25 protein-coding genes and 1 tRNA gene are annotated in these 25,440 nt (G+C 70.6%); 20 read left to right on the top strand and 6 right to left on the bottom strand.

The window, feature by feature from the left end:
- Positions 1–76: 76 nt before the first annotated feature.
- On the top strand, positions 77–1,111 hold the full coding sequence (locus ACIBP6_RS43635) for a glycoside hydrolase family 26 protein (protein WP_397060707.1): 1,035 nt from the start codon (positions 77–79) through the stop codon (positions 1,109–1,111).
- Position 1,112: 1 nt separating this feature from the next.
- Here the strand turns inward: ACIBP6_RS43635 and ACIBP6_RS43630 are convergent, their stop codons facing one another.
- The 3 genes from ACIBP6_RS43630 to ACIBP6_RS43620 form a co-directional block, all read right to left on the bottom strand.
- Entirely contained in the window at positions 1,113–2,018 is a 906-nt protein-coding gene (locus tag ACIBP6_RS43630; protein ID WP_397060705.1) for a sulfite exporter TauE/SafE family protein, read from the bottom strand.
- A complete protein-coding gene (cysC, locus tag ACIBP6_RS43625; RefSeq protein ID WP_397060704.1) occupies positions 2,015–3,229 on the bottom strand; it encodes an adenylyl-sulfate kinase in 1,215 nt (404 codons plus the stop codon). The genes ACIBP6_RS43630 and cysC overlap by 4 nt, the downstream gene beginning before the upstream one ends.
- Positions 3,230–3,299: 70 nt before the next feature.
- Positions 3,300–4,019, bottom strand: a complete 720-nt coding sequence (locus ACIBP6_RS43620; RefSeq protein ID WP_397060702.1) for a class I SAM-dependent methyltransferase — start codon at positions 4,017–4,019, stop codon at positions 3,300–3,302.
- Between the two features lie 141 nt (positions 4,020–4,160).
- Here ACIBP6_RS43620 and ACIBP6_RS43615 point away from each other — a divergent pair, with 141 nt between their 5' ends.
- From ACIBP6_RS43615 to ACIBP6_RS43525, 19 genes are all read left to right on the top strand, one after another.
- Positions 4,161–4,601: a signal peptidase I gene (locus tag ACIBP6_RS43615; RefSeq protein ID WP_397060701.1), complete on the top strand. Its 441-nt coding sequence runs from the start codon at positions 4,161–4,163 to the stop codon at positions 4,599–4,601.
- Positions 4,602–4,730: 129 nt separating this feature from the next.
- Positions 4,731–8,219, top strand: a complete 3,489-nt coding sequence (gene mfd / locus ACIBP6_RS43610; protein ID WP_397060700.1) for a transcription-repair coupling factor — start codon at positions 4,731–4,733, stop codon at positions 8,217–8,219.
- A 30-nt stretch (positions 8,220–8,249) separates the two neighbouring features.
- Positions 8,250–8,846 carry a SurA N-terminal domain-containing protein gene (locus ACIBP6_RS43605; RefSeq protein WP_397060698.1) on the top strand — a complete coding sequence of 199 codons (597 nt, stop codon included), beginning with the start codon at positions 8,250–8,252 and terminating at the stop codon, positions 8,844–8,846.
- A gap of 2 nt (positions 8,847–8,848) precedes the next feature.
- Positions 8,849–9,793, top strand: coding sequence for a MazG family protein (locus ACIBP6_RS43600; RefSeq protein ID WP_397060697.1), 945 nt, complete (start codon positions 8,849–8,851; stop codon positions 9,791–9,793).
- 76 nt (positions 9,794–9,869) lie between these two features.
- A complete protein-coding gene (eno, locus tag ACIBP6_RS43595; protein ID WP_397060695.1) occupies positions 9,870–11,147 on the top strand; it encodes a phosphopyruvate hydratase in 1,278 nt (425 codons plus the stop codon).
- A gap of 322 nt (positions 11,148–11,469) precedes the next feature.
- Complete coding sequence (locus ACIBP6_RS43590) at positions 11,470–11,889, top strand: septum formation initiator family protein (protein WP_397060694.1); 420 nt, start codon at positions 11,470–11,472, stop codon at positions 11,887–11,889.
- The gene (locus ACIBP6_RS43585; protein WP_397060693.1) at positions 11,879–12,367 is read left to right on the top strand and encodes a DUF501 domain-containing protein; all 489 of its coding nucleotides are present in this window, start codon (positions 11,879–11,881) and stop codon (positions 12,365–12,367) included. Before ACIBP6_RS43590 ends, ACIBP6_RS43585 begins: the two co-directional genes overlap by 11 nt.
- Positions 12,358–13,305: a Ppx/GppA phosphatase family protein gene (locus ACIBP6_RS43580; RefSeq protein ID WP_132610346.1), complete on the top strand. Its 948-nt coding sequence runs from the start codon at positions 12,358–12,360 to the stop codon at positions 13,303–13,305. Before ACIBP6_RS43585 ends, ACIBP6_RS43580 begins: the two co-directional genes overlap by 10 nt.
- A gap of 174 nt (positions 13,306–13,479) precedes the next feature.
- A complete protein-coding gene (locus ACIBP6_RS43575) occupies positions 13,480–14,655 on the top strand; it encodes a hypothetical protein (RefSeq protein WP_397060691.1) in 1,176 nt (391 codons plus the stop codon).
- A 99-nt stretch (positions 14,656–14,754) separates the two neighbouring features.
- Positions 14,755–15,078, top strand: a complete 324-nt coding sequence (locus ACIBP6_RS43570) for a PadR family transcriptional regulator (RefSeq protein WP_397060689.1) — start codon at positions 14,755–14,757, stop codon at positions 15,076–15,078.
- Positions 15,075–16,022 (top strand): HAAS signaling domain-containing protein, encoded by a 948-nt coding sequence (locus ACIBP6_RS43565; protein ID WP_397060687.1) that lies wholly within the window; start codon positions 15,075–15,077, stop codon positions 16,020–16,022. The genes ACIBP6_RS43570 and ACIBP6_RS43565 overlap by 4 nt, the downstream gene beginning before the upstream one ends.
- 13 nt (positions 16,023–16,035) lie before the next feature.
- A complete protein-coding gene (locus ACIBP6_RS43560) occupies positions 16,036–16,830 on the top strand; it encodes a uracil-DNA glycosylase (RefSeq protein WP_397060686.1) in 795 nt (264 codons plus the stop codon).
- A gap of 95 nt (positions 16,831–16,925) precedes the next feature.
- Positions 16,926–18,242, top strand: coding sequence for an NAD(P)/FAD-dependent oxidoreductase (locus ACIBP6_RS43555; RefSeq protein WP_132610356.1), 1,317 nt, complete (start codon positions 16,926–16,928; stop codon positions 18,240–18,242).
- A 77-nt stretch (positions 18,243–18,319) separates the two neighbouring features.
- On the top strand, positions 18,320–18,841 hold the full coding sequence (locus ACIBP6_RS43550; protein ID WP_397060684.1) for a glycine cleavage system protein R: 522 nt from the start codon (positions 18,320–18,322) through the stop codon (positions 18,839–18,841).
- Entirely contained in the window at positions 18,838–19,353 is a 516-nt protein-coding gene (locus ACIBP6_RS43545) for a peptide deformylase (RefSeq protein WP_397060683.1), read from the top strand. Before ACIBP6_RS43550 ends, ACIBP6_RS43545 begins: the two co-directional genes overlap by 4 nt.
- 49 nt (positions 19,354–19,402) lie before the next feature.
- A tRNA-Leu gene (locus tag ACIBP6_RS43540) sits at positions 19,403–19,475 on the top strand.
- Positions 19,476–20,025: 550 nt separating this feature from the next.
- Entirely contained in the window at positions 20,026–20,817 is a 792-nt protein-coding gene (locus tag ACIBP6_RS43535) for a Bax inhibitor-1/YccA family protein (RefSeq protein WP_397060681.1), read from the top strand.
- Between the two features lie 162 nt (positions 20,818–20,979).
- The gene (locus ACIBP6_RS43530; RefSeq protein WP_397060679.1) at positions 20,980–21,213 is read left to right on the top strand and encodes a DUF4287 domain-containing protein; all 234 of its coding nucleotides are present in this window, start codon (positions 20,980–20,982) and stop codon (positions 21,211–21,213) included.
- A 56-nt stretch (positions 21,214–21,269) separates the two neighbouring features.
- Complete coding sequence (locus ACIBP6_RS43525; protein WP_397060678.1) at positions 21,270–21,677, top strand: PPOX class F420-dependent oxidoreductase; 408 nt, start codon at positions 21,270–21,272, stop codon at positions 21,675–21,677.
- A gap of 64 nt (positions 21,678–21,741) precedes the next feature.
- Here ACIBP6_RS43525 and ACIBP6_RS43520 read toward each other — a convergent pair whose 3' ends face one another.
- From ACIBP6_RS43520 to ACIBP6_RS43510, 3 genes are all read right to left on the bottom strand, one after another.
- Positions 21,742–22,959, bottom strand: a complete 1,218-nt coding sequence (locus ACIBP6_RS43520) for an acetyl-CoA C-acetyltransferase (RefSeq protein ID WP_397060676.1) — start codon at positions 22,957–22,959, stop codon at positions 21,742–21,744.
- A gap of 74 nt (positions 22,960–23,033) precedes the next feature.
- The gene (locus ACIBP6_RS43515; protein WP_397060674.1) at positions 23,034–24,377 is read right to left on the bottom strand and encodes an outer membrane protein assembly factor BamB family protein; all 1,344 of its coding nucleotides are present in this window, start codon (positions 24,375–24,377) and stop codon (positions 23,034–23,036) included.
- Between the two features lie 76 nt (positions 24,378–24,453).
- Complete coding sequence (locus ACIBP6_RS43510) at positions 24,454–25,437, bottom strand: SGNH/GDSL hydrolase family protein (RefSeq protein ID WP_397060672.1); 984 nt, start codon at positions 25,435–25,437, stop codon at positions 24,454–24,456.
- Between the last annotated feature and the right edge of the window lie 3 nt (positions 25,438–25,440).

The following is a 25,440-nucleotide window of genomic DNA, read 5'->3' as shown; positions in this document are numbered from 1 at the left end:
ACAAGGGGGTAGGAAGGCTTTGCAGCTACGGGGTAAAACTCACAAAACTACGCACACCGCGCTCACGGGCGCCGCCATGGCCGTGGTCACGGTGCTGGCCGCCTGCTCCGGCGCGGAGGGCGCCGGAAGTGTGCCGCCGGTCGAGAGCCGTTCGGTGCGGCCGGCCGTGCGCTCGCCCACCTGCACGGCCACCTCGAAACTCATCCCGTCCTGCGGCGCCTGGTGGGGGATCGCGCCGGAGGTCTTCACCGGCGCCCCGGTGGAGCAGGCGCTGCACGGCGCCGAGGCGCGCATGGGGACCGCCGCCGACGTGCTGCACGTCTATCACCGGGGCAGTGAGCTGTTCCCGACCGGCGCGGAGATCAGGCTGGCCCGCGACCCCGAGCGGCCGCGGCTGCTCATGATCAACTGGAAGCCGTCGTTCGAGCACACGTGGGCGGACATCGCGGGCGGCGCCCTCGACCGCCGCATCGACCGGCTGGCCGCCCACCTCAGGCGCAAGTTCCCCGAGCGCTTCTTCCTCACCGTGCACCACGAGCCCGAGAACGACGTGAACCCCGCACGGGGCTCGGGCATGCAGGCCACCGACTACGCGGCCATGTTCCGCCACGTCGTGCTGCGGCTGCGCGAGCGTGGGGTCAGGAACGCGGTCGTGGTCATGACGTACATGGGGGCGCCCAACTGGGCGGCCAAGCCCTGGTTCGAGGATCTCTACCCGGGTGACGACGTGGTGGACTGGGTGGCCATGGACCCGTACGCCGACCATCGGGTGCAGGACTTCGACGGCCTCGTCAACAAGACCCGCAAGGAATATCCGGACTGGCCAGGGTTCTACCGGTGGATGCAGGCGCGCTTCCCCGGCAAGCCGGTCATGGTGGCCGAGTGGGGGGTGTTCGAACGTCCTCACGACCGGTCGTTCAAGCGCCGTTTCTTCGAGTCGGTGAGCCGGCAGATCAAGCGGTATCCGCAGATCAAGGCGCTGCTCTACTTCGACTCGCCGCAGGCGCCGCGGGGCGACACGAGCTTCGACTCCGACCAGGGCGCCGACCGCGCCTTCGCCGGGCTGGCCCGGGATCCGTACTTCCGCTCGACCCCGGTGCCGCGTCCGTAGCCTAGGGGCTGACCTCATGCGGCTGCCCGGCCGCCGGGGCGCCGTCGGCTTCCGCCGCCGCGCGCCTGGCGTCCGCGCGGCGTCGCAGCCGCCAGCCGGCGACGGTGACCGCGACGGCCACGACGAGGGCGCACACGGTGAACGTGTTGCCGGCGTCGAGCAGCTTGAGCGCCGAGGCGAGCAGGACGATCGCCAGCATGGCCCTGATCAGGCCGCCGGGGGCGCGTGAGGAGATCCGCGCGCCGAGGTAGACCCCCGGGATCGAGCCGATCAGCAGGGAGACGGTGAGGTCGAGCTGGAAGTCGCCGAACAGCAGGTGGCCGAGCGCGGCGGCGGCGACCAGCGGCACGGCCTGCACCAGGTCCGTGCCGACGAGCTGGTTGGCCTTGAGCGCCGGATACAGCACGAGCAGGGCCACGATGATGAGCGATCCGGAGCCGACGGAGGACACACCGACCACCAACCCGCCTACCATACCGACCAGTAGGGTAGGCATTGGGCGCACGACGATCTCGTGCGGGCTCGACGTTCCACCCCGCCCGGCGAACCAGCTCTTCAGCGCCATGCCGGCCACGGCCAGCAGCAGCGCCACGCCGAGGGCGTACTTCACCGCGTCGGTGACCGCGAACGCCCTGGCCAGGAACACCCCGCAGAAGGCCGTCGGCACCGACCCCGCGCACAGCCAGCCGACCAGGCGCAGGTTGACGGTGCCGTGACGCAGGTGGACGAAGCTGCCGACCGGCTTCATCACCGCCGAGGCGACCAGGTCGCTGGAGACCGCGGCCAGCGGCGGCACGTTGAAGAACAGCATCATCATCGGGGTCATCAGGGCGCCGCCGCCCATGCCGGTCAGGCCGACCACGATGGCGACGACGAAGGACCCGGCGATCAGCGGGAGATCGATCAACGGACCCACCTCCCGGACTTCAGCGTGTCGAGCACCCTGGAGACGGCCGCCTCGATCGACATGTGGGTGGTGTCGATCACCAGATCGGCGTCGTCCGGTTCCTCGTACGGATCGGAGATGCCGGTGAACTCGGGGATCAGGCCGGCGCGGGCCTTGGCGTACAGGCCCTTGCGGTCGCGCCGCTCGCACTCCTCCAGCGGCGTGGCGACGTGCACCAGCAGGAAGTCGGCGCCGACGGACTCGACCATCTCGCGCACCTCCGCGCGGGTGGCCTCGTACGGCGCGATCGGGGCGCAGATCGCCAGGCCGCCGTGGCGGGCGGCCTCGGCGGCGACGAAGCCGATCCGGCGGATGTTCAGGTCGCGGTCGGCCTTGGAGAACGTCAGGCCCTTGGACAGCAGGTGGCGCACCACGTCGCCGTCGAGGTAGGTCACCGTGCGGGAGCCGAGCTCCAGCAGCGCGTCGCGCAGGCCGCGGGCGATCGTGGACTTGCCGGAGCCGGACAGCCCGGTGAAGAAGACGACCAGGCCGCGGCGGTGGGGCGGGCCCGGGATGTGCACGGGGTCGGGGCCGGCGAGGTGTTCCGTGGCTCCGTAGCGGGTGGCGACGTGTTCGCGCAGCTCCAGGTCGATCTCGGGCTCGTCGCGCGGGGCCAGCGGCACCGGGACGACGAGCGTCCCCTCGGGCAGCTGATCCTTCGCCCGCAGCGCGGCGCGCACGACCGCGGGGCCGGCCTCGCCGTACGCGAGCGGGAGCAGCAGGATCACCGCGTCGAGCTCCTTCGCGGTGGCGATCACCTCGGACAGGTCGTCGAGCGGGCCGCGCATGGTGACGCCCAGCGCCGGACGGCCGCCGAGCTCCTGCCGGACCTCGGCGGGCGTACGCCGCAGCCGGGCGAAAGGGCCGTGCTCCGGCGTGCTCAGCGCCTTGATCGGCCCGGAGGTCAGCCCGTCGGGCTCGTGAGCCGTCACGGTCAGCACGGCCAGCGGCAGCCCCTCGGGGTCGAGCAGGGCGACCTCGTCGCCGGGAGAGACGTCGGCGGGCAGGTGGAGGGTCACGGGCGCGGGCCACGGGGTGCCGTCGGCGAGGGTGCCGCGCTCGTGCACCGTATGGAGGTCGTCGTGGCCGAGGAACCCGGTCAGCGGCTCGAAAGCTCCGCAGAGCAGCAGCTCGAGGTCGGCCAGTTCGCGCTGGTCGGGGGTCCACTCCACGGTTCCTACATCCCAACTATTCCGATTGAATTGGTGGGGAAGGAGTCTACCGGCTGATGCCAGTGTGTCACTAGATGAGCCGGGCGAAGTGGTGCTGAGGCTTCCTGATGACCATGGTGATCTCGTCGTGGGAGGAGGGGAAGCGGCCGCTGGTCAGGTTGGACATCATCGCCACCGCCGCGGCGCCGAGCCTGCGCGACCTGGCGGGCCCGCTCGTGGTGCGCCGGTCGTCAGTGATCATGAGCCCGCGGCTCAGGCAGAACGCGTGCATCCCGTCGCCGGAGGCCAGCGGCTCGTACACGGCCGGCAGCGGGCCAGGCGTGCCGGCCGGCACCATGGCCGGCCACAGCAGGCGGCGCAGGAACGGCGGCGTCATGCGGTCGAGCAGGCCGTAGGCCGACTTGCGGTCGCGCATGCGCAGCAGGACGAGGCCGCCCGGGCGCAGCGCCCGCAGCAGGCGGTCGAGCACCAGCTCGGCGTGGTGCACCCGTTCGAGCAGGAACGACAGCTGGATGACGTCGAAGGACCTCGGCGGCAGCGCCACGCTGCGCAGGTCGCCGAGGGACCAGGCGACCAGGTCGGCCCGCTCCTCCAGCACCTTCCTGATCGCCGGGAGGTCCTCGTCGACCCCGGTGGCCCTGATCTCGATGTGGTCGAGGACCAGCGGCTCGTCGTAGGCGCAGCCGGCGACCAGCACGTCGAGCCGCCTGATCGGCTGCCCGGCGCAGTGCTCACGGACCCGCTGACCGAAGAGGTCGCCTCGCCGGGCGACCGATTTCACCTCAGACATGTCACCTACAGTAATCAACCGATCCCGATCAGTGAGCCATTTACCCCGCCACCCCCGCTCCGATCTCCTCCCCGAGGGACCTCGGCCCGCGTTCGGCGCCGTGGGGCTGGCGAAGCGAGGGGGCTGCTAGCGTCGCTGGGCGTGAGTGGTGAGGTCTACGTCGGGAACGCCGGGGTCGATGCGGCTCTTGATCGAGGGTGGCTGCTCGGCCACTTCAAGCCTCCAGGAGACCCCAGGCACAGCGACGACGTCGAGATCAAGTGGGGTGTGCACCCGGCGGGCGACGAGCGCGCGGAGTGGGTCCGGGGTGAGGAGCGTACGGCGCTGCTGGTGCTGATCAGCGGCCGGTTCCGGGTCGAGCTGCCCGGACGCGGTGTGCTGCTGGCCGAGCCCGGTGACTACGTGGTCTGGGGCAAGGGGGTCGACCACTCGTGGCGGGCGGAGGAGCCGTCGACCGTGCTGACCGTACGGTGGCCCTCCGTGCCCGGTTATCGGGTTCCGGAGGGCGACGGCCCACGGGTGCCGGACGGTGACGGCACCCAGGCTCCGGACGGCGAACGGTCCCGCGTTCAGGGTGGTTGAGGGCGGGGCCGGGGGCGCGGTGGACGGCGTCTTCGGTGGGTGGGGGGCGGGTACCCTGGTGGAAGACCCCCGCGACCTGACCCGGCCGGGGGTAGTCGTGTTGCCGTCGTGGGGCTGTGGACGTATCTGATGAGTCTTTCCGGGCTACTTGACCTTGTTCGCGCCGACCCGAAGCTGACCGCCGCTCTCGAAGAGGGCGGCGACGTCGCGCTCGTCGCGCCGTCCGCGCTGCGGCCGTTCGGCGTGGCCGCGCTGGCCACGCACGACCAGCGCACCGTGCTCGCGGTGACCGCGACCGGGCGCGAGGCGGAAGACCTCGCCGCCGCGCTGACCAGTCTGATGGAGCCCGGCTCCGTCGCGGTGTTCCCGGCCTGGGAGACGTTGCCGCACGAGCGGCTCTCGCCGCGCAGCGACACCGTGGGCCAGCGGCTGGCGGTGTTGCGGCGGCTGGCCCACCCGGTCAAGGGCGACGCCGCCGCCGGGCCGCTCAGCGTGATCGTGACGCCGGTCAGGGCGCTGCTGCAGCCGATCGTCAAGGGGCTCGGCGACCTGGAGCCGATCAGGCTGCGCGCCGGCGACGAGGCCGACCTCGACGACGTGGTCGACCAGCTGGTCGACAACGGCTACCACCGGGTCGACATGGTGGAGAAGCGCGGCGAGGTGGCCGTGCGCGGCGGGCTGCTCGACGTGTTCCCGCCGACCGAGGAGCACCCGCTGCGGCTGGAGTTCTGGGGCGACACGGTCGAGGAGATCCGCTGGTTCAAGGTGGCCGACCAGCGTTCGCTGGAGGCGGCCGAGGACGGCCTGTTCGCGCCGCCGTGCCGCGAGCTGCTGCTGACCGGCGAGGTCAGGGCGAGGGCGCGGGCGCTGGCGGAGGAACATCCGGCGCTGGCCGAGGTGCTCGACCAGCTCGCCGAGGGCACGCCGGTCGAGGGCATGGAGGCGTTCGCGCCCGTGCTGGCGGGCGAGATGGACCTGCTGATCGACCACCTGCCGGCCAGGTCGGCGGTGTTCGTCTGCGACCCCGAGCGGATCAGGGGCCGGGCCGAGGAGCTCGTACGCACCTCGCAGGAGTTCCTGGAGGCGTCCTGGATCAACGCGGCGGCCGGCGGCGAGGCGCCGATCGATCTGGGAGCGGCGGCGTTCCGCACGCTCGACGAGATCCGCGAGCACGCGGGCGCGCTCGGCCAGCCGTGGTGGACGATGGCGCCGTTCGGCGGCGGGGTGGAGCTCGACGCACAGGACTCCGAGGCCTACCGCGGCGAGACGGCGCGGGCGCTGGCCGACATCAAGGGCTGGCTGTCCGAGGGCAAGGCGGTCGTGCTGCTCAGCGAGGGCCACGGCCCGGCCGAGCGCATGGTCGAGGTGCTCAAGGGCGTCGACGTCCCGGCCCGTCTGCAGAGTCATCTGGACAAGGCGCCCGAGCCGAAGGTCGTGCACGTGTCGACCGGTCTGATCGAGCACGGCTTCGTCACGCCGGGCCTCGCCGTCCTGACCCACCTCGACCTGGTGGGGCAGAAGGCGTCCACGAAGGACATGCGCCGCCTGCCGTCGCGCCGCCGCAACATGGTCGACCCCCTGCAGCTCAAGGTGGGCGACCACGTGGTGCACGAGCAGCACGGCGTCGGCCGTTACGTCGAGATGGTGCAGCGCACGGTGCAGGGCGCGACCCGCGAATACCTGGTCATCGAGTACGCCAAGGGCGACCGCCTCTACGTGCCGACCGACCAGCTCGACGAGGTCACCCGCTACGTCGGCGGCGAGGCGCCCACGCTCAACCGCATGGGCGGCGCCGACTGGGCCAAGGCCAAGTCGCGGGCGAAGAAGGCGGTCAAGGAGATCGCCGGCGAGCTGATCCGCCTCTACTCCGCCCGCATGGCCTCGCCGGGTCACGCGTTCGGCTCCGACACGCCGTGGCAGCGCGAGATGGAGGACGCCTTCCCGTACGCCGAGACGCCCGACCAGCTGGAGGCCATCGACGAGGTCAAGCGCGACATGGAGCGCGGCGTCCCGATGGACCGCCTGATCTGCGGCGACGTCGGCTACGGCAAGACCGAGATCGCGGTGCGGGCGGCGTTCAAGGCGGTGCAGGACGGCAAGCAGGTCGCGGTGCTCGTGCCGACGACGCTGCTGGTGCAGCAGCACATGTCCACCTTCGCCGAGCGGTTCTCCAGCTTCCCGATCACGATCAAGCCGATCTCGCGCTTCCAGACCGACGGTGAGGTCAAGGGCACCATCGAGGGGCTCAGGTCGGGCGCGATCGACGTGGTGATCGGCACCCACCGGCTGCTCAGCCCTGAGGTCAGGTTCAAGGACCTCGGGCTGATCATCGTCGACGAGGAGCAGCGGTTCGGCGTCGAGCACAAGGAGGCGATGAAGCACCTGCGCACGCAGGTCGACGTGCTCGCCATGTCCGCCACGCCGATCCCGCGCACGCTGGAGATGGGCCTGACGGGCATCCGCGAGATGTCCACGATCCTCACGCCTCCGGAGGAGCGCCACCCGATCCTGACGTTCGTGGGGCCGTACGAGGAGAAGCAGATCGCGGCGGCGGTCCGGCGCGAGCTGATGCGCGACGGCCAGATCTTCTTCGTGCACAACCGGGTGGCCTCGATCAACCGGGTCGCCGCGCGGATGCGCGAGCTGGTGCCCGAGGCGCGCATCGCGGTGGCCCACGGCCAGATGAACGAGCACCAGCTCGAAAAGATCATGGTCGGCTTCTGGGAACGCGAGTACGACCTGCTCGTCTCCACCACGATCGTCGAGTCGGGTCTCGACGTGCCCAACGCCAACACGCTGATCGTCGACCGCGCCGACAACTACGGCCTGTCGCAGCTCCACCAGCTGCGCGGCCGGGTCGGCCGAGGCAGGGAACGCGGATACGCGTACTTCCTGTATCCGCCGGAGAAGCCGCTGACCGAGACCGCGCACGAACGGCTGGCCACCATCTCGCAGCACACCGAGATGGGCGCCGGCATGTACGTCGCGATGAAGGACCTCGAGATCCGCGGCGCGGGCAACGTGCTGGGCGCCGAGCAGTCCGGGTTCATCGCGGGCGTCGGCTTCGACCTGTACGTCCGGCTGATGTCCGAGGCCGTGCAGGAGCAGCGGGCCAAGCTGTCCGGCGAGGAGGTGCGCGAGGAGCAGCCCGACGTCAAGGTGGAGCTGCCGATCAACGCGCACATCCCGCACGACTACGTCACCTCCGAGCGGCTGCGGCTGGAGGCGTACAAGCGGATCGCGGCCATCGCCACGACGGCCGACATCGACGAGGTGCGCGACGAGCTGACCGACCGCTACGGCAGGCCGCCGGCGGAGGTGGAGAACCTCCTGGAGGTCGCGCGGTTCCGCATCAAGGCGCGCGCCGGCGGGCTCACCGACGTCACGCTGCAGGGGCAGAACATCAAGTTCGGCCCGGCCAGGCTGAAGGAGTCGCAGCAGGTCCGGCTCGACCGGCTGTACAAGAAGGCGATATACAAGCAGGCGGCGGAGACGCTGCTGGTGCCGGTGCCCAAGACCAAGCCGCTGGGCGGTCAGCCCCTGCGCGATCTCGAGTTGCTCAAATGGTGCGGCGACCTGGTCGAGGCGATGTTCCTCGAGCCCGCCCGGGTAAGCTAGCGGCGGTTTTCGGGTCGGAAAGGGACTTACGTGAAGTCGATACGAGTGGCCGTGGCCGCCGCCGCGGTGGCCATGGCACTGACCGCCTGCTCCTCTCCCATGCAGGCCGGGGCCGCGGCCGTGGTCGGGAAGGAACGCATCTCGACGAGTGAGCTCAGCGAGGACACGCAGGCCTATCTCGCCGCGCTGAAGCGGGCCAATTTGGACGAGTCGGCGCTCGGCGGCGTCCCGGCGAGCCAGATCGTGCTGCAGCGGCTGGTCAACGTGAGCGTGTCCCGGCAGCTCGCGGCGCGCTACAAGGTGCAGGTGAGCGAGTCGGAGGTCGACGCCGCGCTGCGCGATCCGGGCCAGTTCGAGTCGCCCGAGATCAACCTGCTGGCCAACGGCGTCACGCCGACCGACGCCCGAGACTACGGCCGGGCGATCGTCGGCCTGTCGAAGCTGCAGCAGCAGTTCGGCGGCCAGGCGGGGCAGCAGCGCCTGACCCAGGAGTTCATCTCGATCAAGCCGGTCTTCAGCCCCCGCTACGGCGCCCTCAACCCGCAGCGCACGCAGGAGAACCCCGCGCTGTTCGTCGACACCGGCAGGTTCGGCAAGCTCACCCAGCAGGCGCAGGCGCAGGGCTGACCGTGCCGCTGATCGTCGTCACCACCTCCCCCACGGTCGCGCCGGGCCTGCTGAGCCACCAGGCCTGGCAGGCCCTGCGCTCGGGGCCGGTCCTCACCGCCTCCGCCGCGCAGCGGCAGCTGCCCTACCTTGCCGAGGCCGGGATCCAGGCCGAGGTGGTCGAGCCCGACCCGCGAGGGCTGGTCGCGCGCGCGGTCGCCGAGACCGTGGTGTGGCTGGCGTCGGAGTCCGAGGCCGACGACGAGGCGTTCATGCGGGCGGTGGGGCACGCCGCGCTCGCGCTCGACGAGCCGCCGGTGATCGAGGTCGTGCCCGGTTCGTACGACCTGCCGGGCGGCCGGGTGCTCGGCCTCGTGGCGGTGATGGACCGGCTGCGCACCGAGTGCCCGTGGGATCGCAAGCAGACCCACGAGTCGCTGGTCCCTTACCTGCTGGAAGAGGCGTACGAGGTGCTCGAGACGATCGAGCAGGCCGACCACGAGGCGCTGCGCGAAGAACTCGGCGACCTGCTGCTGCAGGTGGTCTTCCACGCGCGGGTGGCCGAGGGCTTCGACATCGACGACGTGGCGGCGGGCATCGTCGACAAGCTCGTACGCCGCCATCCCCACGTGTTCGGCTCGGTGCGGGCCGAGAGCGCCGACGAGGTCAACGACAACTGGGAGGCCATCAAGGCCGCCGAGCGGGCGTCCAAGGGCCGCGAGTCGGTGCTGGAGGGCGTGCCGATGGGTCAGCCGGCGCTGTCGCTGGCGGCCCAGCTGCTGCGCAGGGCCGAGCGGGCCGGTGCGCCGGAATCGCTGGCGGCCGCGGTCGGGCAGGGCGTCGCACGCGAGCTGTTCGACCTCGTACGCCGGGCCGCCGAGGCCGGGGTCGACGCCGAGGCGGAGCTGCGGGCGGCGGCGCGGGCTTACCGGGATCGTGTCCGCAGCTGGGAGTCGTCGGCCGGGTGAGGCGCGCCGCACCCGCGAGCGGGCCTACCGATAGGCTCTGAGGGCATATCGCCTGATCGAATTAGGAGCGCATCCCGTGGCTACCATCGAGGTCGTATACGCTCGCGAGATCCTCGACTCCCGGGGCAACCCCACGGTGGAGGTCGAGGTCGTGCTCGACGACGGCAGCAGTGGCCGGGCGGCCGTGCCGAGCGGTGCGTCCACCGGCCAGTTCGAGGCCGTCGAGCTGCGTGACGGCGGCAAGCGTTACGGCGGCAAGGGCGTGGAAAAAGCCGTCCTCGCCGTGACCGACGAGATCTTCGAGGAGATCAACGGCATCGAGGCCGAGGACCAGCGCATCATCGACCAGATCATGATCGACCTCGACCGCACGCCCAACAAGTCGAAGCTCGGCGCCAACGCCATCCTCGGCGTCTCGCTGGCCGTGGCCAAGGCCGCCGCCGACAGCGCCGACCTGCCGCTCTTCCGCTACCTCGGCGGGCCCAACGCCCACGTGCTGCCCGTGCCGATGATGAACATCCTCAACGGCGGCGCCCACGCCGACACCAACGTCGACATCCAGGAGTTCATGATCGCGCCGATCGGGGCGGAGACGTTCCGCGAGGCCGTGCGCATGGGCACCGAGGTCTACCACGCGCTCAAGAGCGTGCTCAAGGAGAAGGGGTACGCCACGGGCCTGGGCGACGAGGGCGGCTTCGCGCCCAACCTGCCGTCCAACCGCGACGCGCTCGACCTCATCCTGGTCGCCGTCGAGCGGGCCGGCTACGTGCCGGGCGAGGACGTCGCGCTGGCCCTCGACGTGGCCGCCTCCGAGTTCCACAAGGACGGCGTCTACACCATCGACGGCAAGGGCCTGTCGGCCCAGGAGCTCATCGCCTTCTACGAGGACCTGGTCGCCAACTACCCGCTGGTCTCCATCGAGGACCCGCTCGACGAGGAGGACTGGGAGGGCTGGAAGGCCATCACCGCCTCGCTGGGCGCCAAGGTGCAGCTCGTCGGCGACGACCTGTTCGTCACCAACCCCGAGCGGCTGGAGCGCGGCATCAAGGACGGCGCCGCCAACGCGCTGCTGGTCAAGGTCAACCAGATCGGCACGCTGTCGGAGACGCTCGACGCCGTCGACCTGGCCCACCGCAGCGGCTACCGGTGCATGATGAGCCACCGTTCCGGCGAGACCGAGGACACGACGATCGCCGACCTCGCGGTGGCGGTCAACTGCGGCCAGATCAAGACCGGCGCGCCCGCCCGTTCCGACCGGGTGGCGAAGTACAACCAGTTGCTGCGCATCGAGGAGCTTCTCGACGACGCCGCCCGTTACGCGGGCCGCGCCGCGTTCCCCCGTTTCCGCCGCTAGTTTCAAAAAGTCCCCGAAAAGGCGACGGCACGCGAGGGAGCTGCCGTCGCCTGGGGGAGCGGAGGGAGCGTAGCGACCGGAGCGGAGGAAGGCGGCGGCATTGGAGGCGACCGAGCCGGCCTCGCGGAGCGAGGCCAGTAGGCACGCGAGGGAGCTGCCGTCGCCTGGGGGAACGGAGGGAGCGCAGCGACCGGAGCGGAGGAAGGCGGCGGCATTGGAGGCGACCGAGCCGGCCTCGCGGAGCGAGGCCAATAGGCACGCGGCGGCATTGGGGGCGACCGAGCCGGCCTCGCGGAGCGAGGCCAAATAAGCAGGGAGGGCGATGGGCACGAAAAGGCCGCAGCTCACTGGGCGGGCCGCCATCCTGGCGATCGTGGTCTGCGCGATCGCGATGAGCCTGGCCTACCCGGTGCGCGAGTACATCAGCCTGCGCCGCAGCATCGCCGAGCTGCGGGCGGAGAAGGCCAGGGTGGAGGCCGAGCGGCAGGAGCTGCTGGCCCGCGACCGGCAGAGCGACGACCCCAACTGGATCAAGAAGACGGCCAAGGAACGGCTCCACTACTGCGGCCCCGGCGAGAAGTGCTACGTGGTGATGGAGCCCCACCAGGGCAAGGAACAGACGGCCGCGAAACAGCCGGCGGCGGTGCCGCCGTGGTACCAGACGCTCTGGGAGTCCGTGGAGGCAGCCGACAAGGGCACCGGGCGCAGGGCGGTCACCGGGAAGGAGAGCGTTGGACGCTAAGGACGTCGAGATCGTGCAGGAGCAGCTCGGGCGTCCGCCCCGAGGGCTGCGCGGGGTGGCCCACCGCTGCCCGTGCGGCAACCCCGACGTGGTGGAGACCGCACCGCGGCTGCCTGACGGCTCGCCGTTCCCGACGCTCTACTACCTGACGTGTCCCAAGGCGGCCTCGGCCATCGGCACGCTGGAGGGCTCGGGCCTGATGCGGGAGATGCAGGCCCGGCTGGCCACCGAGCCCGACCTGGCGGCCGCCTACCGGGCCGCGCACGACGACTACGTCGCCCGGCGCGACAGGGCCGCCGAGGAGCAGGGCCTGGAGCCGCTGCCGCGCGACATGCAGAGCACGGGAGGCATGCCGGAGCGGGTCAAGTGCCTGCACGCGCTCGTGGCGCACGAGCTCGCGGCGCCCGGGGTCAACCCGTTCGGCAGGGAGGCGCTCGACGCCCTCCCCGACTGGTGGAGTGACGGACCATGCGTGTAGCCGCCATCGACTGCGGCACCAATTCCGTACGCCTGCTCATCGCCGACGTGCGCGATGACGAGATCGTCGACGTCGACCGGCGGATGGAGATCGTCCGCCTGGGCCAGGGCGTCGACCGTACCGGCAGGCTGGCGCCCGACGCGCTGGAGCGCACGTTCAAGGCGATGCGTTCCTACCGGGAGCTGATCGACCGGCACGGCGCGACGGCGACCAGGGTGGTGGCGACGAGCGCGACGCGGGACGCGGCCAACCGCGAGGAGTTCGCCGCCGGCGTACGCGAGATCTTCGGGGTGGAGCCGGAGGTCGTGACGGGGGCCGAGGAGGCCGAGCTGTCGTTCACCGGCGCCACCAAGGGCCTGGTGCGGCTGTCGCCGGAGACGGAGGTGCCGCAGGGGCCGCTGCCGCCGTTCCTGGTGGTGGACATCGGCGGCGGGTCCACGGAGTTCGTGATCGGCTCCCAGCACGCGGAGGCGGCGCTGTCGGTGGACATCGGGTGCGTCCGCCTGACCGAGCGTCACCTGCGCGAGGCCGGCGACCCGCCGTCCGCGCCCGCCCTGGAGGCGGTGGTGGCCGACATCGAGGCCGCGCTCGACCGCGTCGAGGCCGAGGTGCCGGTACGCCGGGCGCACACGCTCGTGGGCCTGGCGGGTTCGGTCACGACGGTCGCGGGCATCGCGCTCGACCTGCCGTCCTACGACCCGGCGCGCATCCACCACTCGCGGATCTCGGCCGAGCAGGTGCACGACGTGACGCGGCGGCTGCTGGCGATGACCCATCGTGAGCGCGCCGACCTGCCCGTGATGCATCCGGGACGCGTGGACGTGATCGGAGTGGGGTCGCTCATTTTGGACCGCATCGTACGCCGTTTCGGGTTTTCCCAGGTCGTGGTGAGTGAACACGACATTCTGGACGGAATCGCCTGGTCTATTGCCCGATAGATGACGAAAAATCCGGACATTTCTCCTGTCTCGATCGTGTTGAGTGTGCAATCAGTATTGTGATTAGGTAAAGGTGCATTACGGGGGCTTTGCCATATCGCTGTGCGCGGAAGGTGCCGGCGTGGCGACCGTTCCCGAGCGCGTCTTTTCCCTCACGGAATGGAGCACTCTCACATGGTTTCTGTTGGGTTAGCTCGTAAGGCCGCCGCATTCGGCGCGTCGGCCGCGGTGCTCGCCACCCTGTCCGCGGGCCTGGTCGCCGGTCCCGCGCAGGCGGCGACCGCCGGCAAGGCGCCGAAGGTCTCGGTGTCCGCGCCGAAGGCCACGCCAGGGAAGTTCGAAGGGTCCTGTCCGGCCAAGGTCGACTTCTCGGCCAAGATCAACGTCCCGGTCAAGGGCAAGACGGAGCTGGCCTACCGCTGGCTCCACGGTGACGGGTCCAAGAGCAAGGTCTACACGGTCAAGCTCAAGGGCAAGGGCGTCAAGTCGGTGACGGTCAAGCAGTCCGTCACCTTCGACGAAGACGTCAAGGGCTGGGAGGCCATCCAGGTCCTCGGCCCGAAGAAGGTCACCTCCAAGAAGGGCTACTTCTCCGTCTCCTGCCAGGAGCCGCTGAAGGAGGTCCGTACGCACCTCGACGTGTCGGTCACGGCCCGCGCCTGGGCCACCCCGAGCTCGTACGCCGGCCGCTGCACCCCCGGCAACAAGATCGGCTTCGTCGGCCTGATCAAGGCCGACCGCCCGACGTGGGTGCGTTACCGCTGGCTGCTCAACGGTGACGCGGTCGACTACGGCAAGGTCAAGGTCCACGACGCCCGCAAGGTGGGCTTCGCCTTCTCGCCGCGGCACAGCCAGCGTGGCTGGGCGCAGCTGCAGATCCTGGGCTCCGACGGCTCCTACTCGAACCGGGCCGGCTACAAGGTCTGGTGCAAGGACTACACCCCGCACAAGCCCGAGGGTCACGGCACCAAGGTGTCCGCCTCGGCCTCGGTGAGCGTGGACGACAGCTGCGCCGTCAAGGCGAGCGGCTTCGTCTCGGCGACCGGCGCGGGCAAGGTGTCGTACACCTGGCGGGTGAACGGCAGCTCGCTCGGCGGCGGTGAGGTCTACTTCGGCCGCGGTGGCGGCACGAAGAGCATCCCCGGGGTCGCCACCACGGTGAGCGGCGAGGCCGTCAAGGGCGGCACCGTCACCCTGTCGGTGACCGGCCCGAACAACAGCAGCTCCGACAGCGAGAGCTACCGGTCCTGCGGGGTCACGACCCAGGTGGAGAAGCCGGCTGAGACGCAGAAGGTGGAGTCGGCTCCGACGCCGACGCCTACGCCTTCGCCTTCGCCGTCGGCCGCCTGAGCGGCGCGACGCTGATCAGGTGAACCGGGTGGGGCCTTCGGGCGCCACCCGGTTCTCTTTTGTTGCCACTACTACGCAAAGCGCAGTAGTGTGCTTCGCGTGGATAGCAGTCAGCTGCTCAAAGGAGTGCTCGACCTCGCCGTGCTGGCCGTGCTCAAGGAGCGTGACGGCTACGGCTACGACGTGGTGCGCAGGCTGCGGGAGGCCGGGCTCGACGGGGTCGGCGACGCCTCCGTCTACGGCACGTTGCGCCGCCTGTTCAAGGCGGGCGCGCTGACCTCCTACGTGGTGGCCTCCGACGAGGGGCCGCACCGCAAGTACTACGGGCTCAACGACGTCGGCCGCGGCATGCACGCCTCCTCGGCCAGGACGTGGGCCGAATTCTCGGCCACCATGGCATCCCTGCTCAAGGAGGCAGAATGACCCCCGACCAGTACGCGCAGGCCGTACGCGCCGCCCTGGCCGACCACCCGGAGCGGGACGAGCTGCTGGAGGACCTCGACGAGCACCTCGCCGAGATCGCCGCCGAGACCGACCAGCCGCTGGAGTCCAGGCTCGGCCCGCCGCAGGCCTACGCCGAGGAGCTGGCGGCCGCGTACGGCGAGCGTCCCCAGCGGGTCCGCCGGCGCCGGGTGGACCCGCGCGGGTGGGCCGTGGGGGCGCACACCCGGCTGATGGCCCAGGCGCCCTACCGCTCGTTCGCGGGCTTCCTGCCGGAGCTGCGGCCGGGATGGTGGGTGCTGCGCGGCTACCTGCTGGCCATGCTGCTGCTGATGGTCACCGACAACGGCGGTCTCGTCCCCGGTGACGTCGTGGGCTGGGTGGTGGTCGCGGTCGCGGTCTGGGCCTCGGTGTGGTTCGGCCGGCGCAGCGGTCGCGGACGGCGCGCCGGTCGCGTGGTGGCGGTCACGGCCAACGCGCTGGCCGTGATCGCCCTGATGGCGGGCCTCGACCTCGCGGCATCGGCCGGCGACAGGACGCAGGTGGCCGTCGCCCGTCCCGAGGTGTGGGTGCGCAACGCGTCGTCCGACGGCGTCTACAACATCAAGCCGTACGCCAAGGACGGCACCCCGCTGGCCGACGTCTACCTCTACGACCAGGACGGCAACCCCCTCATCACCCACCCGGAGCGCTACGGCCACACGGTCGACCGCTCGTGCGGCGAGCCGATACTCAACCGCTACCCGCTGCCCCTGATCGACGAGCAGGCCGTCCCGCGCGATCACCGGGGCATGCCCAGACCGGCCCCCTCGGTGTGCCCGGCGCCCGGGCCCACCGCGACGCCGGCCGCCACCCCTGACCCGGCCGTCACCGTACGCCCTGTGCCCAGCGGCACCCCGACGCCCTCACCGGCCCGGTCAAGGTGATGAGATCGGTGTCATGAGCTTCGTACCCCCGGGCACCGGCTGGCCCGACGATCCGGCGACCGCCGACACGCCCGTCGCCCTCGACCCCGCCGACGTGCGCCGCCTCGCCGCCGCCAGCGACACCCTCGCGGAGCTCACGGCCAGGCAGTCGGTCTGCCGTGCCTGCCCGCGCCTGGTGGAATGGCGCGAGGAGGTCGCCCGGGTGAAGCGGCGCGCGTTCGCGGAGGAGACGTACTGGGGCCGGCCCGTCCCGGGGTGGGGCGACGAGCATCCCCGGATCCTGGTGGTGGGCCTGGCCCCGGCCGCCCACGGGGGCAACAGGACCGGGCGCATCTTCACCGGCGACCGCAGCGGCGACTGGCTGTTCGCCTCGCTCCACCGCTGCGGGCTGGCCGCACAGGCCACCAGCACACACGCGGGCGACGGGCAGAGACTGCTGGGCGCCAGGGTGATGGCGCCGGTGCGCTGTGCCCCGCCGGCGAACAAGCCGACGCCCGCCGAGAAGGCCGCCTGCCAGCCGTGGATGTCGCGGGAGCTGGCGCTCGTGGCGGAGGACGTGCGGGTGATCGTGGCGCTCGGCGGCTACGCCTGGCAGGCCGTGTGGCCGGTGCTGAAAGAGGCCGGCTACGAGCTGCCGCGCCTGCGCCCGCCGTTCGGTCACGGCGCCGAGGTCGAGCTCAGCCACGCCGGCGCCCCCGTGACCCTGCTCGGCTGCTACCACCCCAGCCAGCAGAACACCTTCACCGGCCGCGTCACCGCCCACATGCTGGACGACGTCTTCACCAGGGCCAGGTCACTGGCTGTGTGACGCGTCCCACCACGCCCGGATTGGCTTCGTCGAGAGCGCTTGACGTAAGCTTGTGAATGCTTTCACAAGCACTCGACGAGGGATGGGGCCTCAGGATGAACAAGCACATCTTGATCGTCGGCGGCGGATACGTCGGCCTGTACACGGCGCTGCGGCTGCAGCGCAAGCTCCACCGTGAGCTGCGCGGTGGCGAAGCCCGCATCACGATCATCGACCCCCAGTCCTACATGACCTACCAGCCCTTCTTGCCGGAGGCGGCGGCGGGTAACCTCTCGCCGCGCCACATGGTGGCCCCGCTGCGGCGGATCCTGCCGAAGGCCCACATCCTCAACGGGACGGTGACGAAGGTGAACCACGCCGGGCGCACGGTCACGTTCCAACCGGCCGAGGGCGAGGCCCGCCAGCTCTCCTACGACGTGCTCGTGATGGCGGCCGGCTCCATCTCGCGTACGCTGCCCATCCCCGGTCTCACCGACATCGGCATCGGCTTCAAGACCGTGGGTGAGGCCATCGCGCTGCGCAACCGCGTGCTCCACCTGCTCGACGTGGCCGAGTCGACCGACGACCCCGAGGTGCGGCGCAGGGCGCTGACGTTCGTCGTGGTCGGCGCCGGTTTCGCGGGCGTCGAGGCGCTGGCCGAGCTGGAGGACATGGCCAAGGACTCCACCCGTTACTACCGCAACATCAAGCCGTCCGACATCCGCTGGGTGCTGGTGGAGGCCACCACCCGGGTGCTGCCCGAGGTCGGGCCCGAGATGGGCAGGTGGACCCTCGAGCAGCTGCGCGAGCGTGGCATCGACGTCCGGCTGGAGACCCGCCTGGAGTCGTGCACGGACGGCCGCGTGGTGCTCTCGGACGGCACGGAGTTCGACGCCGACACCCTCGTGTGGACCGCCGGCGTCAAGCCGAGCCCGGTCGTCAACGACAGCGACCTGCCGCTCGACGAGCGCGGCCGGATCAAGACCACCGCCCTGCTCACCGTGGCGGGCACGCGCGACGCGTTCGCGGCCGGCGACGCCGCCGGGGTGCCCGACGTGACCAACCCGGGCCAGTTCTGCGCACCCAACGCCCAGCACGCCGTCCGCCAGGCCAAGGTGCTGGCCGACAACATCGTCCGCCACCTGCGCGGTCAGGAATTGCTGCAATACCGCCACAAGTACGTCGGATCGGTCGCAGGTCTCGGCCTGCACCAGGGCGTCGCCAACGTCTACGGCGTCAAGCTTCGCGGATTCCCTGCGTGGTTCATGCACCGCACCTACCATCTGTCGCGGGTGCCGACGCTGAATCGCAAGGTCCGCGTCGTCGTCGACTGGACCCTGGCCCTGTTCTTCAAGCGCGAGACCATCTCGCTGGGTGAGATGGAACATCCACGCGAGGGCTTCAGGGCCGCCGTGGCGACGACTCGCCGCTAGCCCGGGAACGGCAACGCCCCGGCGATCACCGCCGGGGCGTCTCGGCGCCCCTGGTCGCAAGGGAAGGGGCACAAGGGGTGGGGCTCTCAGCGGTGACCGTGCTCGGCGTCGACCGGCCCGGCGTGATCGCCGCGGTCACCGGTTCGCTGGCCGAGTGCGGAGCGAACATCCAGGACTCGACCATGACGTTGCTCGGCGGGCACGTGGCGATGATGCTGCTGGTGTCGGGCGAGCTCGACCCCGCCGAGCTGAGGAAACGCCTGGGCGCGCCCGACCTGGTCGTGACCGCCTCCGCCATCGACGCGCGCCGGCACTTCTGCGACGACGGCGGCGGCCCGGAAGGAGTCGGCTACGTGCTGACCGTCCACGGGCCCGACCGGCCGGGCATCATCTCCGCCATCAGCGCCGTGCTCGCCGCCGACGGCGGCAACATCACCGGCATGAGCACCCGGCTCACCGGCCGCCTCTACGTGCTGATCGCCGACGTCGACCTGCCCAAGGACGTGGACGTGGCGGCGCTCATGCGCAGGCTCGCGGCCGTCGGCGCGAGCCTCGACTCGCAGATCACCTTCCGCCCCGTCGAACCGGACCTGCTGTGAAGGGAACCCCGCGGCAGGTGCTCGGGGCGCCCCACCCGGTGCTGTCGGCCGTGGCGGAACCGGTGGACCCGACCGCGCCCGACGTCGTGGCCGCGGCGGCCGACCTTCTCGCGACCCTGCGCAACGAGCCCGCCGCGGCGGGCCTCGCGGCCCCCCAGATCGGCCTGAGCTGGCGCCTCATCGCCTTCGACGCCGGTCGCCACCCCAAGGCCCGGTCAAGGGCCGGAGAGCTCGTGGTGGCCAATCCACGGCTCGCCGGCGCCGCCCACTGGAACGAGGGGCGCGAGGGCTGCGCCTCCGTAGCGGGGCTGACCGCGGACGTCCCCCGCGCGACGCGTATCACCGTACATGGGCATTTGCCAGGTACGGGGGAGGCCGTCACCATCGAAGCGGATGCCTTCGAAGCCCGCTGCATTCAGCACCAACTGGACCATCTGGACGGTCTACTCTTCTTGGACAGAGTGCCTGGAGTCCTATCACTTCACACTAGTCTTCACAGTTGTGACGCTTGATGCGAAGTTGTGCTCCTCGGAAGCATGGTCCGTTTCGTATGATTGCGGCGCCCCCGTAGCCCAATGGCAGAGGCAAACCCCTTAAAAGGGTTGACGTGCGGGTTCGAATCCCGCCGGGGGCACTGCCTCTTTACCTTCCCTTTAGGTCACTGACCTGGAGGTTTACCGCGATCGACGGACGGACTCGCGCAGCCGATATCGAGTTGTTACTGAGTCGAGGCGGCGCGACGCGCTTCAGCCCCGGTGGCGTAGGGGCTGAGCACGCGGTCAGCAGTCTCCCTCTCGGGGCCGGACAGGCGGTCCATGTTTGCGTGGCTGAAAACTTATCGTGTTCCTCTCGATATTGACTTCGCGCCGGTCTTCTGCATTCTCTGGGGAGAGCCCCGTCGTTTCTTTCCGTGAAAGGTTGACTACGCTTCACGGCGAGACTTTTCGACGGTGAAAACCCGGGCGGCGCCTATAGTCGCCCCCCGATCCCGCCCGCCGCCCCCGGTGGGCGCCGCCGAGGAGCTCCCATGACGAAGATTTCTCCGTCTCGGGATGACCATGGGAACTCCACGACGGGCATGTTCGTTGTGAACGCAGCCGTAGGTTTCGTAGGAACATCTGACTGAGCGTCACAGTTGACCAAGGTGCCGTCGGCCCCGCAGGTCGGCGACACAGGAGGCAGCGATGCAGAGCAAGAACCCCGTATTCAGCAGGTCGCGGCAGCAGGCCGCGACGGGCTGGGCCGGCCCCACCCCGTCCCCCGACCAGTTGCAGAACATGTACGACACGCCGTCGTACACCCCGTCCCGGCCGGCGTTCCGCACCATGACGCTCGACGACGTCGTGGTTCGAGGGTTCCTGACCCTCGGGGCACTCGTCGTGGCCGCCGCCGCGGCCTGGTATCTCCAGGTCCCGCCGATGATCGCCATCGGCGCCGCCGTCGTGGCCCTGGTGCTGGGGCTGATCGCCTCGTTCACCATGAGCACCAACCCGGCGCTCATCCTCGCGTACGCGGTGTTCGAGGGCGTCTTCCTCGGCACGATCAGCTCCCTCTTCGAGGGCATGGTCAGCGGCATCGTGCTGCAGGCGGTGCTCGGCACGGCGTTCGCCTTCGGCGCGGTGCTGACCGTCTACTCGCTGCGCATCGTGCGCGTCACACCCAAGCTGGTGAAGTTCACCATCGCCGCCGGCCTCGCGGCCCTCGCCCTGGTGCTGGTCAACCTGGTCGCCGGCTTCTTCGTCGACGGCGGCCTGGGGCTGCGCACCGACTCCCCGCTCGGCTGGATCTTCAGCGCCGCGATGATCCTGCTCGGCTGCTTCTTCCTGCTGCTCGACTTCGACTCGATCGAGCAGGGCGTCCGCCAGGGCGCTCCGGAGAAGTTCGCCTGGCAGTGCGCGTTCGGCCTGACGCTCAGCCTCGTGTGGATCTACCTCGAGGTGCTGCGGCTGGTCTACTACTTCAACAACAGCGACTGACCGTCCGCGACGTGATGGGGGCCTCGCCGATCCGGCGGGGCCCTTTTCGCTGTGCGATCGAAGATCTACCGACCGTCACGGAATGATGCCCTTACGGGGGGTTGCCATCTGTACATCTGTGTTGCAGTGTCAAGCAAAGAAGCGTTAACCGCGGAGGTGCCCATGATCTTGAACCACTCACCGGAGACGCAGACGAAGCTCATCGCAAGGGTCCCAACGATAACGGGACGCGAACTCCCCGAGTGGTTCCAAGCCATCGACAACGGCCCGTCTTTCCTACGGTGTGACGAGCGGGCCAACTGGCTCGCCGACGAGCACGGGCTCACTCACGGCTATGCCGCCGCCATCGTGCGCGAACACGAGCGGAACCGCCGTAACCGTCGGGGCTTCATCTAGACCCCACACCGTCCCCCGCGCCCGCGCTGCCAGCGCGGGCGCGTCATCATGAGGGAATGGATCTCGACAAGGCACTTGACTTCCTTCGCGCCAACCACCACGCGGTCCTGCTCACCAGGCATCGCGACGGGCGCCCGCAGATGTCCCCGGTCGTCGCCGGGGTCGAGAACGGCCGCGTGGTCATCAGCTCCAGGGAAACCGCGATCAAGGTGAAGAACGCCCGCCGCGACCCGCAGGTCTCGCTGTGCGTCTTCACCGACCGCTTCTACGGCGACTGGATCCAGCTCGACGGCACGACGGAGATCATCGCTCTGCCGGACGCCATGGAGCACCTGATCGCCTACTACCGCGGCATCTCCGGCGAACACCCCGACTGGGACGACTACCGCGCCGCGATGGAGCGCGAACACCGCGTCATCATGAGCGTCACCCCGGCCCACGCCGGCCCCGACCACCACGGCTGACCGGAAGGGCACACGCCAAACGCCCGGCCGCGAGGCCGGGCGCCGGGCGAACGCGGTGCGTCGGTCAGCCGAGGCGCTCGACGATCATGGCCATGCCCTGGCCGCCGCCCACGCACATCGTCTCCAGTCCGATGCTCTTGTCGTGGTGCTGGAGGCCGTTGATCAGCGTGGAGGTGATCCGCGCGCCGGTCATGCCGAACGGGTGCCCGACCGCGATCGCGCCACCGTTGACGTTGAGCCGGTCGAGCTCGATGCCCAGCTCGCGGTACGACGGGATCACCTGCGCCGCGAACGCCTCGTTGATCTCGACCAGGTCGATGTCGTCGATCGCCATGCCGGCCCTGGCCAGCGCCTGCTTCGTCGCCTCGACCGGCCCGAGGCCCATGATCTCGGGCGACAGGCCGGAGACGCCGGTGGAGACGATCCGGGCCAGCGGCGTGATGCCCAGCTCGGCGGCCTTGACGTCGCTCATCACGACCACCGCCGCGGCGCCGTCGTTCAGCGGGCAGCAGTTGCCGGCCGTGACCGTGCCGTCGGGGCGGAAGACGGGCTGCAGCGAGGAGACCTTCTCGTACGTGGTGCCGGGCCGCGGGCCGTCGTCCTTGCTGACCACGGTGCCGTCGGGCAGGGTCACCGGCGTGATGTCCTTCTCCCAGAACCCGTCGGCCAGCGCCTTCTCGGCGAGGTTCTGCGAGCGCACGCCGAACTCGTCCTGCTCCTGGCGGGAGATGCCCTTGATCTGGGCGACGTTCTCGGCGGTCTGGCCCATCGCCATGTAGACGTCGGGGACCTCGCCGTCCTCACGCGGGTCGTGCCAGGTCCTGCCGCCCTTGCCGAACTCCTTCGTACGGCCCAGCGCGCTCAGGAAGGCCGGGTTGTGCGTGTCGGGCAGCGAGTCGGAGTTGCCCTTGGTGAAGCGCGACACGGTCTCGACGCCGGCCGAGACGAACACGTCGCCCTCGCCCGCCTTGATGGCGTGGAAGGCCATCCGCGTGGTCTGCAGCGACGAGGAGCAGTAACGCGTCACGGTGGTGCCGGGCACGTTGTCGAGCCCGAGCAGCACCGCCACCACGCGGGCCATGTTGAAGCCCTGCTCGCCGCCGGGCAGGCCGCAGCCGAGCATGATGTCGTCGATCGACGACGGGTCGAGCTGGGGCACTTTCGCCAGCGCGGCCTGGATCATCTGCACGGTCAGGTCGTCGGGCCGGATGTCCTTCAGCGAGCCCTTGAAGGCTCGCCCGATCGGGGAACGCGCGGTTGCGACGATGACTGCCTCGGGCATGGCCCCTCCTTTGTCGGCGCTAATAGTAGAACTATATTCCAGTTCTTCGCTCAGGGCCCGCGCCGCCCCCGGCGTTATCCGTACATACCCGGCGTCGTCCCCGTGTGGTCGTGCACCGCGTGGACGGCGCCCTTCTCGTCGCGCCACAGCCGCCAGCCCTCCTGGCTGCCGGTGAACCACAGCGGCGGAGCCGCCGCGGGCGAGACGCGCTTGCCCGTGGCCAGGTCGTACTCGCAGATGGCGGCCGTGGAGTAGAAGCCCGGCGGCTGGCCGCGCAGGGGCAGCGGCTTGGGGTCGGTGACACAGAACGACCAGCCGCGCTGCTCCTCCACCGAGACGGGGCCGCCGGAGGCCAGGTCGAACGCCGTGCCCTTGGCGTTGTGGGTGAGGAAGCCCAGTTTGTCCATGCGCTCGGGGAAGGCCAGCCACCAGCCGGAGCCCGGCACATCGGCGGCCGGGATCTGGCCGACCACCCGTCCGCTCTGGGGGTCGAGCCGGGCGAACCCGCCGTAGGAGCCCTGCGGGTCGACCGGGCGGACGACGGGGGCGTGGCCGGGGTTGCCGCTCGGATAGACGCGTACGACCGAGGGGCGCATCCAGTTGATCGTCCCGTCGGAGATCCTGACGGAGAACAGCCCGAACGTGGAGACCTTCCGCGTCTGCGGGTGGGTGTAGGGGGCGACGTAGCCGACCAGGTCGTCGCCCGCCGCGCCGAACGCCCACCCGCCCGACATGTCGATGCCCGGCCCGAGCGCCTGCTCGATCGGCTGCTGCCACTGCAGCTTGCCGGTCTTGAGCTCGTACGACTCGACCGAGGGGCTGGCGGACAGCCGCAGCAGCAGCACGCGGGAGCGGTCGTACCACTCGACCTCCGAGATGCCGGGCAGCCGCCACAGCACCTTGCCGGTCGACGGTTCGAGCACGACCATGCGCGCCTTGGCCAGGGCGGTGTGCTCCGACAGGCAGACATAGGGCCCGCATCGCTGCGGTCCGAACGTCGAGTGCACCGGCCTGCTCCATTTGCGCGCGCCCGAATGGGCGTCGCGGGCGGTGAGGGTGGCGTTCCAGCGGCCCTTCTTGACCGGGTCGAGCGCGACGACCACGGCCTTGCCCGGGGACGTCTCGACGACCGCCGGCGTGGAGACGCCCATGCCGGGCAGGCGGCCCGCCATCGTGGCCGGCTGGGCCCACAGCCTCCTGCCGTCGCGCAGGCCGAGGGCGACCGTCTCGAGCGTGCCGTCGGGCTTCATGGAGGTGGCGGCCACGACCCCGGCCGCCACGGCCATCCGGCTGACGGCGTTGACGTGGGTGTTGTGCCAGGTCGTGGATTCGGTGGTGGCCGCGTCGCTGCCGGAGCAGGCCGTCGCGGCGAGGGTTCCGGCGAGGGCGAGGGACGGTTTCCAAAGGGACCGGAGCACAGGCAATCCACTCCAATGAGAACGGGGAGTGGCGACTCCGGCCCGGAGGGTGACCGGGCGCGGTCTCGCTGAGCCGTCAGGCGTCGTTGAGCGGCTCGCCGAGCCGCCGGCGGAACAACGTCACCCACTTGCCGTGCAGGCCCGTCGCCCGCCCGTCGACCCGGGTCGCGGTGACCTCGGTGCCGGGCTCCTCCGCGGCCGTCGCCGCCGCGAGGTATATCGGTTGCAGTGCTTCGCCGCGCCGGGGGTGCGGTTCAGGCCAAAGCCCCAACGCTGCGCACACCGACGGTAGCACCGCGTAAGCGGCCTGCGCGTAACCTCGGTCAGATGGATGGAAACGATCCGGTCCGAACATTTCTGCCGGATTTGCGTCGAATTCGGGCCCCAGGACGTCGGCGAACGCCACCGTACGCCCTCCGGCGTCGACCACGGCGACCGTCTGCGCCGCGGCGAGCTGGCGGCTCCAGCGCCGCGTCACCCAGCGCAGCGGCTGGGCGATCGGCCGCACCGTGCCCAGATCGGGGCAGGTGCCCACGACCACCTCCGCCCCCGCGTCGCGCAGCCGCCGCACCGCCTTGGTCAGATGCCGTACGGCCGTCGCGGGCGGCGTCTGCGTGATGATGTCGTTGGCCCCCACGAAGATCACCGCGAGGTCGGCCTCCATGGCGAGGGCGACGTCCACCTGTTCGGTCAGCTCGGCCGACGGCGTGCCGGACCTGGCGGCGACGACGAGGCGCACCGGGCGCTCGGCCACCGAGGCCAGGCCGTTGGCCAGCAGCACGCCCGGGGTCCTGGCCGGGTCGGTCATGCCGAGGCCCACGGCCGTCGAGTCGCCCAGCATGGCCATCCTGATCGGCTCGCCGGGGAAGTCGCCGTACAGGCCGTCGGAGACCGGGCCGTCCAGGCCGTGCGGCTGGCCGATGACCCTGCGTGCGAGCAGTCCTTCAGCGATCAGCAGGCCGTACGCCGTGGCTCCGAGGGCGGTGAGCCCGCCCCCTCCGAGCGCCGCCGCGGTAGCGATCTTGCGTGCCGCCCGCGCCATCCCTGCTGGCCACACCACGTA

The sequence above is a fragment of the Nonomuraea terrae genome (assembly GCF_044465245.1).
Lineage (GTDB): Bacteria > Actinomycetota > Actinomycetes > Streptosporangiales > Streptosporangiaceae > Nonomuraea > Nonomuraea terrae.
The sequence above is the reverse complement of the archived record's forward strand: the minus strand, read 5'-3'. Positions and strand labels throughout refer to the sequence as shown.